The organism is Comamonas koreensis, assembly GCF_021026195.1.
Classification (GTDB): domain Bacteria; phylum Pseudomonadota; class Gammaproteobacteria; order Burkholderiales; family Burkholderiaceae_C; genus Comamonas; species Comamonas koreensis.
In genome coordinates, this window is record NZ_JAJNCT010000004.1 from 109,200 (window position 1) to 118,110 (window position 8,911).

An 8,911-nucleotide genomic window follows, 5' to 3' on the forward strand; every position below is an offset into this window, starting at 1 on the left:
TTTTTTAGTTGGACTGGCAGCTGTAGCTGTCGGCCAGGTTCACATCACCACTGCCCTTGTAGCGCGGCCAGGTCGGGTACTCGCACAGCGGCCGGGTGCGGCCCGGCACACCCGAGGTGTCGCTGACCACCTGGGCGCCAGGGGCGGTGCCAGCAGTCACCCACTGGTCCAGCGCCTTGAGCGAATCCCAGTTGGCATTGAAGGCGGTGCTGGCCGCATGGCCGTAGCCGGGCACTTCGTAGTAACGGGCAAAGCTCTTGACCGCAGGGGCGCCCATGGTCTGCTCCAGGCGCTGCCAGTACTGCGCGGTGGCGCGGGTGCTGACGAGCACATCGGCCGTGCCATGGGCCATCAGCAGCTTGCCGCCGCGCTTGTTGAAGGCGGAGAGGTCGGTGCTGTTGATGTCTTGCAGCTTGGTGAGCTGGTTGATGCGGTCGCTCCAGGCGCCGGGGTTTTGCGGGTCCAGCGACAGCGCATCAAAGTTGGCATCGCGGGTCACAAAGTAGCGCACCCACTGGTCCCAGAACACCGCCCAGTAGGGCGCGGTGAGCGGCGCGGGGCTGGCCGGGGCGGTGGTGTTCATCGCCAGCAGGTTGACCGTGGGCTGCAGCGGGCTGCTGCCTTCCTCACCCAGCTCCGAGCCCCAGACGTTGAAGCCCGGGTACTGCGTCTCGCCACTGCCCAGTGGTGCGCTGAAGCGGATTTCGCTGTTGTAGGTCTTGAGCGCGCTGATCATCGCATCGGACAGGCAACCTTCCTGGCTGGCGCCAGCGGTGCAGCGCAGCGGCTGGCCGCCTAAGGTGGCGGTAGCCGGGTCAAACTGGTTGTTGCAGGCGGCCACATTGCTGACCACGCCGTCCTGCACGCCGTCGAGCGCATCGCATTTCTCCAGCGCGGCCTGGCGCAGCAGCTTGCGCTGGCCCAGGCTGGGGTAGGCGCCCGGCTGGGCAAAGGCGCGGCTGATGCGGCCAAACTGCAGATCCAGGCTGGCGGCGTTCCAGGCGGGGTACCAGGCCACCACGCCATCCCAGTCGGACGGCCATTTCTGGGCCACGGCCAGTGCCTCGCGCCCGCCGGTGGAGCCGCCGATGAAGTAGCGCTTGTCCGGCTTTCTGCCGTAGAAGCGGGTCACCAACACATCGGCCACGTCGCTGACTTTCTTCAGCGCAGCGCCGGAGAAGTTGGCGACCGCTTCGTCATTCGTGCCAAAGCTGCCATCGCGGCTGCCGGCTGCCCCGGCCTGGTGGCCGGAGTCGCTGCCAAACACCGCATAGCCCTGGTTGAGCAGCGGGTAGGCGCCCTGGCTGGCGGGGGCGGCCGGGTAGGTGTAGAGGCTGGGCATCACGCCGTTGTAGCCGCCACCGCCCACCATCACCACCTTGCCGTTCCAGTCCTTGGGCAGCAGCAGGCCCATCTTGATGGCCGGGGCACCAGGGTCGACCGGCGCAATCGAGATATTGGCCCGTACCGAAGCGGGGGGCTGCGCGCCGGTGGCGGCGCTTGGCTTTTCGGTCGAGGTCACCGTGGCGCCGCTGGTGGGCAGGCCGATCTGGCTGGCCGCCACCTGCTGCTTGGCCAGCGCCAGGCTGGCCTCGTCAAAATTGAAGCTGTGCGAACCGCCGCTGCCGCAGGCGGACAGCGCAAGGACCGCGCTGGCGACCGCCGTCAGAGGGATAAGGCGCCGCAGGGGTGGGAGGATGGTTATGGTCACTGTGTCTCCTGGTTGTTATGGTGCGGGCGCAAAGGCTTCTTTACGGCCCGCCGACCATTGTGGAAGTGAGGCGCACAGTTATCCACAGGGTTTGCAGTTAGGTAGTTCCCCATAAGTAAAAAAGCCAGCACGCTGGTGCTGGCATTGGAGTAGGGGCGCTGCCGATGCGGCTTTTACTGGAAGGCCACCTCGGCAAAGCTGCGCAGCTTGCGGCTGTGCAAGCGGTCCACACCGCCTTCGCGCAGGATGTTGACCGCCCGCATGCCGATGCGCAAATGCTGGTCCACCCGCTCGCGGTAGAAGTGGTTGGCCATGCCGGGCAGCTTGATCTCGCCGTGCAGCGGCTTGTCGCTCACGCACAGCAGGGTGCCGTAGGGCACGCGGAAGCGGAAGCCATTGGCGGCAATGGTGGCGCTCTCCATGTCCAGCGCCACGGCCCGGCTCTGGCTGAAGCGGCGCTGGGGCGTGTTGTCGGGCAGCAGCTCCCAGTTGCGGTTGTCGGTGCTGGCCACGGTGCCCGTGCGCATGAAGCGCTTGAGGTCGTCCTCGGGCACCTGGGTGACATCGGCCACCGCCTGCTGCAGCGCGACCTGGATCTCGGCCAGCGCAGGGATGGGCACCCACAGCGGCAGCTCTTCGTCCAGCACATGGTCCTCGCGCACGTAGGCGTGGGCCAGCACATAGTCGCCCAACTGCTGGCTGTTGCGCAGGCCGGCGCAGTGGCCCAGCATCATCCAGGCATGGGGGCGCAGCACGGCAATGTGGTCGGTGATGGTCTTGGCATTGGCCGGGCCCACGCCAATGTTGACCATGGTGGTGCCCGACTGGTCGGCGCGCACCAGATGGTAGGCGGGCATCTGCGGCAGGCGCGGTGGCGGGCTGCCCAGCGCATCCACGGCCTCGGGCGCCAGGCCCTGGCGGCGGGTGACCACATTGCCCGGCTCGATAAAGGCGATGTATTCGCTGTCGGGGTTGGCCATTTCGGCGCGGCCCAGGCGGATGAACTCGTCAATATAGAACTGGTAGTTGGTGAACAGCACAAAGTTCTGGAACCACTCGGGCAGGGTGCCGGTGTAGTGGCGCAGGCGCTGGAGCGAGTAATCCATGCGCGGCGCAGTGAACAGCGACAGTGGCTGCGCCTCGCCCGGCTTGGGCTCCCAGGTGCCGTTGGCGATGCCGTCGTCCATCGCATGCAGATCGGGCAGGTCAAACACATCGCGCATCAGCATGCGGCGCTCGGCGCTCAGCTGGCCTTCGATGTGGTCGTTGTCGGCAAACGAGAAATGGATCGGAATCGGCTGGCTGCTGGTGCCCACTTCCAGCTCCACATTGTGGTTCTCGATCAGCAGCCGGAACTGCTCGGCATAGTAGTTGGCAAACAGATCGGGGCGGGTCAGCGTGGTTTCGTAGTGGCCGGGGCCCTCGACAAAGCCATAAGCGAGCTTGCTGTCGGCCCGCGCCACGGTGCGCGTGTGCAGGCGCACAAAGGGGTAGCAGGCGCGGTAGGGGGCAGATGGGGTCTCGCCCGCCACAAAGCGTTGCATGGCCTGGCGCAGGAATCCGATCTGTTCGGCGTAGATGGCCTGCACCTGCGCCAGCGCGGATTGAGCCGTGCGGTGGCTGGTCGGTGCGGTAAAGGCAGGTTTGGTATAGGTCATGCACCATTGTGCCTCTGCTTTGGGGCGGCGGCATGACAAATCGCCTGCCTGCAGCGCTGTGGACGAGGGCGGATTTCAGGGCTTCCCGCCGGGTGGTTGGCGGCCCCTGGCCCGGGCGCGGGATAATCGCGGCATGAACGCAACAAACACCCCCGCCAACGCAGCGGACGCCGCCTCCTTTAGCCAACTGCCGCTGGGCCAGACCATGCAGGCCAATCTGCAGCAACTGGGTTATACGCAGATGACGGCCATCCAGGCGGCCAGCCTGCCCTTTGCGCTGCAAGGCAAGGATGTCATCGCCCAGGCCAGCACCGGCAGCGGCAAGACGGCCGCCTTTGGCCTGGCCCTGCTCGCCCGCCTGAACCCGCGCTGGTTTGCCGTGCAGTCGCTGGTGCTCTGCCCCACCCGTGAGCTGGCCGACCAGGTCGCCACCGAAATCCGCCGCCTGGCGCGCGCCGAAGAGAACATCAAGGTCGTCACCGTCTACGGCGGTGTGCCTTCGCGCAACCAGATTGCCAGCCTGGAGAACGGCGCCCACATCATCGTCGGCACCCCGGGCCGGGTGATGGACCTGATGGAGCGCAACGTGATCGACCTGGCCGCCCTCAATACGCTGGTGCTGGATGAGGCCGATCGCATGCTCGACATGGGCTTTTATGGCGATATCGTCACCGTTGCGAGCCAGTGCCCGGCCGAGCGCCAGACCCTGCTGTTCTCGGCCACCTACCCCGAGGGCATTGCCCAGCTGGCCGAGCGCTTCATGCGCGACCCGCAGACCGTCAAGGTCGCCTCGCAGCACAGCGCGCACAAGATTGAGCAGCGCTGGTACGAGGTCAAGGAATCCGAGCGCCTGCATGCCGTATCGCAGCTGCTGGCGCATTTCCGGCCCGAGTCGTCCATCGCTTTTTGCAATACCAAGCAGCAATGCCGCGACCTGGTCGAGGTGCTGCAGGCCCAGGGCGTGAGCGCTTTGGCGCTGTTTGGCGAGCTGGAGCAGCGCGAGCGTGACGAAGTGCTGGTGCAGTTTGCCAACCGCAGCTGCAGCGTGCTGGTGGCCACCGATGTGGCCGCGCGCGGGCTGGACATCGCCAACCTGGCCGCCGTCATCAATGTGGACACCACGCCCGATCCGGAAGTGCATATCCACCGCATCGGCCGCACCGGCCGGGGTGATGCCGAAGGCCTGGCGCTGAGCCTGGCCAGCATGGACGAGATGGGCTCGGTCGGCAAGATCGAGGTGCTGCAGGGGCGCGAGTCGCAATGGCATCCGCTGAGCGAGCTGACCCCCGCATCCAGCCAGCCCATGGTGCCGGCGATGCGCACCATCCAGATCATCGGCGGGCGCAAGGAAAAGATCCGTGCCGGTGATGTGCTGGGCGCCATGACACGCGACTTTGGCTACGCCAAGGAGCAGATCGGCAAGATCAATGTGAACGACTTCTCGACCTATGTGGCCGTCAGCCGCGACATCGCCCACCAGGCGGTGGACCGCCTCAACAGCGGCCGGGTCAAGGGCAAGACCGTCAAGGCCCGCCTGCTGTAAACCAGGCCACACCTCGCCGCCATGAAACCCGCCTTATCCGCTGCAGCCCACAGCCGCTGGACCACGCCCGAGAACCTGCTGCGCATCTCGGTGGTGGTGGCCATTGCCACCATTGCCCTCAAGACCAGCGCCTGGGCCGTCAGCGGCTCGGTGGGCTTGTTGTCCGATGCGCTGGAATCGCTGGTCAACCTGGTGGGCGCCCTGTTTGCGCTGGGCATGGTCACCATCGCCAAACGCCCGGCTGACGAGGGCCACCCCTATGGCCACACCAAGGCGGAGTACTTTTCGGCCGGCTTTGAGGGCCTGTTGATCTTTGGCGCGGCCATGGCCATCGTCTGGGCTTCGGTGGACCGCCTGCTCCACCCCCAGCCTCTGGAGCAGCTGGGCTGGGGCATTGCGCTGTCGATGCTCAGCACGGCGCTCAACGGTGGGCTGGCCTGGGTCATGCTGCGCGCCGCACGCGAACACCAGTCCATGGCGCTCGAAGGCGATGGCCGCCACCTGATGACCGATGTCTGGACCTCGGTCGGCGTGGTCGGCGGCTTGCTGCTGGCGATGCTGACCGGCTGGCAGTGGCTGGATGCGGTGCTGGGCATTGCGGTGGCCTTGCATATCTTCAAAGAGGGCGGCCAGCTGGTCTGGCGCTCGTCGCAGGGGTTGATGGACGAATCCATCGATGCAGACACCCTTGCCAAGATCGAGCGCTGCGTGCGCGCCTTCGAGGCGCAAACCGGCGGCGCCGTGCACTGCGACAAGCTCAGCACCCGCCGCGCCGGCGCGCTGCACTTTATCGACATGCACCTGCACATGCCCGGCGACTGGAGCCTGGCCCACGCCACCCAGCTGCGCATGCAGCTCGAAGCCGCGCTGCTGCAGGAGTTGCCGCAGGCACGCATCAGCATGGAAGTGCTGCCTCTGGGCGTGCAAACCCAGACCGAGGCCGTGCAGCGCAACGGCGATGCACCCAGCCCCTGAACCCTGAACCCTGAACCCTGAACCCGGCTGCAGCGTTTGCGCCTGCCGCCTTTCCGGAAGCAAGAATCTCCCATGATCAGCGTATTGCAACGGGTGCGCGAAGCGCGTGTCGAAGTGGATGGCCAGGTGATCGGCCAGATCGGCCATGGCCTGCTGGCCCTGGTCTGCGCCGAGCGCGGCGATAGCCAGGCTGAAGCCGACAAGTGGCTGGCCAAGATGCTCAAGCTGCGTATCTTCCAGGACGAAGCCGGCAAGATGAACAAGAGCGTCGTCGATGTGGCCGGTGGCCTGCTGATCGTGAGCCAGTTCACGTTGGCGGCAGACACCAGCGGCGGCAACCGCCCCAGCTTTACCCAGGCCGCGCCCCCGGCCGATGGCGAGCGCCTGTACGACTATGTGGTGGCGCAGGCCCGCGCGCTGCATCCCGAAGTGGCGACGGGCCGCTTTGGTGCGGACATGAAGGTCTACCTGATGAACGACGGCCCGGTGACGATCCCGCTGCGCATTGCGCCGGCCGCTGTGGCGGCGGGCGGTTGAAGCCCATCCTCAGCCAGGTCATCTGGCGCCAGCCAAGAGGCAGCTAGACTCAGTCCCTTTGCCACCAAGAGGACGAAAGACACTGATGACCGAGATGGAAAAAGCCGCTGCCGGCCTGCTGTACGACGCCAACCATGACCCCAGCGTGCTGCAACTGCGCGATGCCGCCAAGGAAAAGCTGTTTGCCTTCCAGCAGATTGGCGCGCACCGGCGTGCCGAGCGTGAAGCGGTCTTGCGCGGCCTGCTGGGCAAGCTGGGCCGCAACCCCGTGTTCGATGGCCCGTTTCTCTGTGACTACGGCTTCAACATCGAGATCGGCGACAACTTCTACACCAATGTGAACCTGGTCATCCTCGATGCCGCCAAGGTCCGCATCGGCAACAACGTCTTCATCGCGCCCAACGTCGGCCTCTACACCTCCGGCCATCCGCTCGATGCTGGACGGCGCAACCAGGGCCTGGAGTTTGCCCTGCCCATCACCATTGGCGACAACGTCTGGATGGGTGCCGGCGTGCAGGTACTGCCCGGCGTCAGCATCGGCGCGGGCAGCGTGATTGCGGCCGGCGCCATCGTCACCAAGGATGTGCCCGAAGGCGTGGTGAGCGCGGGCAACCCGGCGCGTGTGCTGCGTGCTATTACGGACCAGGACCGACTCGCATACGCCTGACGTGCCAAGGCTGCACCCCGGGGCAGGGGAGCGGCCATTTTGTAGCGGAAATCGGTTCAAAAGGGACGCTTTGGCACACCAGGCCTGGCCGCCCCTGTGGCCTGTGTATCCCCAAACCACCCCGGCCACCTCCCCTGCGCAGCTTACGGAGCCTTGAGTCCACTGCAGGCGTTGGGCCAAACGCGCCAGCACCCCCCTGAAATGACAATTATTTGCAGCGCCCATGGGCTGCTTGGCGCAAAAGATACGATCTATAAGCCAATAGCAATTACATTTGCATAGTCAAAATAAAATAGCTCATAACAATTAATAACATTCCATTCAGCAACGCCATGCTTCTTAGAGATGCAAAGCCTTGGGGATGTGAATGGGGCCGTCCCTGGTTGTGAGTCTTGATGCATTTTGATACGATTAAGCGGATGTTGGACATCGTTCCTAACAAGATACCTGCGCATCCGTCTCGTGGCTTACCAGATTCAATGGGGAATGAAATGAGAAATCTCTTGGTGTTTTTCAGGCTGCTGATGGCGGCTTTTCTGCTATGCGCAGGCGCACAGCAGGCCTTGGCGCAAAAAGTGCTGCTGCTGACTACGAATGAAGTGGCTACTGACGCTATGCAGGCCAACGACAACCTTGAGACTGAGTTCGCCGGTGTCGTTGGTGCCGCAAATCTCACTCGGATGACGGTCCTCAGTACCCCCAATGCTATCTCGCAAACCACATTCACTTCCGCCCCTGGCCCCTTCGACATTGTTGTTGTAGCAAGCACCTATCTCCCTGTACATCCCACCAACTGGACCGTTCTCCAAAGCGCGGTAGCAAACCGCTGGGCGAACTCAATAGTCTTTTTTGTGGATGGATGCTGTGAAGGTTCGAATGGTAATAACGCTCAACAGATGGTCAATATCCTGAACGCAGGCACTGGTTCTACATTTGTACTCGGAAGTTCAGGTGGTAATGATTCGCAGTTTCCACTGAACACTAATTCGCCATATTCAGCTTCTTTTGCTGGTTTGAATCCTTTTTACGGTGGCGCTATCACCTACATCAATGCTGTGCCAGCAAGCAATGCACTTTACTTGAAAGCAGGCACTTTACCTGCCGGCTTTCCTTCTGCCGGTACCACGCCAACTAACAGTGTCTATGGGCTCCTGATACCGACTATCCAATCTAACGCCGGCGATGGAGCTTGTGTCTTTGCAGTAGTTGATATCACGCCCTTCTATGATCCTCCAGGCGCTCTTTCTTGGACAAACAACCGTGGCAAGGTAGGTCCTGCATTCGTCAATGCCGCCACATCTGAAAACGGCGCCTGTGGCCTGCCCAAGGTCAGCAAGAGCTTTGACAAGACCGATCTCTATCTGGGTGGCAGCGACAACAGCGCCGTCCTGACCATCTCCTTGTCCAACGGCACTCCGAACCCCATCACCAACGTCAACCTGACCGACAACCTGCCCGCACCGCTGATGGTGGGCACCGGCACCGTGGGCAGCACCTGCACCGCCAACAGCCTCAGTGCGTCACCCGGCTCTAACGTCGTCAGCAACAGCGCCTTCACGATTCCGTCGGGCGGCTGCACCATCACCGTGCCGGTTGTCTGGCCCAACAGCGTTGCCGGCCGCCAGGCTTGCATCGATACCCCGTCAGTGACTAATACCATCACGCCGGGCACCGACTTTGTCTCGCCCACTGGCCAGGTCAATACGCCAGCTACAGCATCGCTCGCCTGCCATGCTGCGCAACTCGCGATTTCCAAGCAGGTGGTCTGGCCTGCCAATATCACGCCCGTCGATCTGACCGGCACCAGCTTCCCGGTCTCG

General features: G+C 63.8%; 7 protein-coding genes. 5 read left to right on the forward strand and 2 right to left on the reverse strand.

What is annotated here, in order from left to right:
* Positions 1–4: 4 nt before the first annotated feature.
* Positions 5–1,711 carry a tannase/feruloyl esterase family alpha/beta hydrolase gene (locus LPW39_RS02155; protein ID WP_230770948.1) on the reverse strand — a complete coding sequence of 569 codons (1,707 nt, stop codon included), beginning with the start codon at positions 1,709–1,711 and terminating at the stop codon, positions 5–7.
* A gap of 173 nt (positions 1,712–1,884) precedes the next feature.
* Positions 1,885–3,369, reverse strand: a complete 1,485-nt coding sequence (locus LPW39_RS02160; RefSeq protein ID WP_230770949.1) for an AMP nucleosidase — start codon at positions 3,367–3,369, stop codon at positions 1,885–1,887.
* 133 nt (positions 3,370–3,502) lie between these two features.
* Here LPW39_RS02160 and dbpA point away from each other — a divergent pair, with 133 nt between their 5' ends.
* The 5 genes from dbpA to LPW39_RS02185 all read left to right on the forward strand — a co-directional run.
* The gene (dbpA, locus tag LPW39_RS02165; RefSeq protein WP_230770951.1) at positions 3,503–4,912 is read left to right on the forward strand and encodes an ATP-dependent RNA helicase DbpA; all 1,410 of its coding nucleotides are present in this window, start codon (positions 3,503–3,505) and stop codon (positions 4,910–4,912) included.
* A gap of 21 nt (positions 4,913–4,933) precedes the next feature.
* A complete protein-coding gene (locus LPW39_RS02170; protein WP_230770953.1) occupies positions 4,934–5,887 on the forward strand; it encodes a cation diffusion facilitator family transporter in 954 nt (317 codons plus the stop codon).
* Between the two features lie 72 nt (positions 5,888–5,959).
* Positions 5,960–6,424, forward strand: a complete 465-nt coding sequence (gene dtd, locus LPW39_RS02175) for a D-aminoacyl-tRNA deacylase (RefSeq protein ID WP_230770955.1) — start codon at positions 5,960–5,962, stop codon at positions 6,422–6,424.
* Between the two features lie 85 nt (positions 6,425–6,509).
* Positions 6,510–7,091 (forward strand): sugar O-acetyltransferase, encoded by a 582-nt coding sequence (locus LPW39_RS02180; protein ID WP_230770957.1) that lies wholly within the window; start codon positions 6,510–6,512, stop codon positions 7,089–7,091.
* A 395-nt stretch (positions 7,092–7,486) separates the two neighbouring features.
* Positions 7,487–8,911 (forward strand): DUF7933 domain-containing protein (locus tag LPW39_RS02185; protein WP_230770959.1); only part of this gene is annotated, 1,425 nt, incomplete at its 3' end.

Bases quoted from the DNA above. Each gene is read 5' to 3' on its own strand.
- LPW39_RS02160 (WP_230770949.1), bottom strand. From the start codon at position 3,369: ATGACCTATACCAAACCTGCCTTTACCGCACCGACCAGCCACCGCACG.
- dbpA (WP_230770951.1), top strand. From the start codon at position 3,503: ATGAACGCAACAAACACCCCCGCCAACGCAGCGGACGCCGCCTCCTTT.
- LPW39_RS02170 (WP_230770953.1), top strand. From the start codon at position 4,934: ATGAAACCCGCCTTATCCGCTGCAGCCCACAGCCGCTGGACCACGCCC.
- dtd (WP_230770955.1), top strand. From the start codon at position 5,960: ATGATCAGCGTATTGCAACGGGTGCGCGAAGCGCGTGTCGAAGTGGAT.
- LPW39_RS02180 (WP_230770957.1), top strand. From the start codon at position 6,510: ATGACCGAGATGGAAAAAGCCGCTGCCGGCCTGCTGTACGACGCCAAC.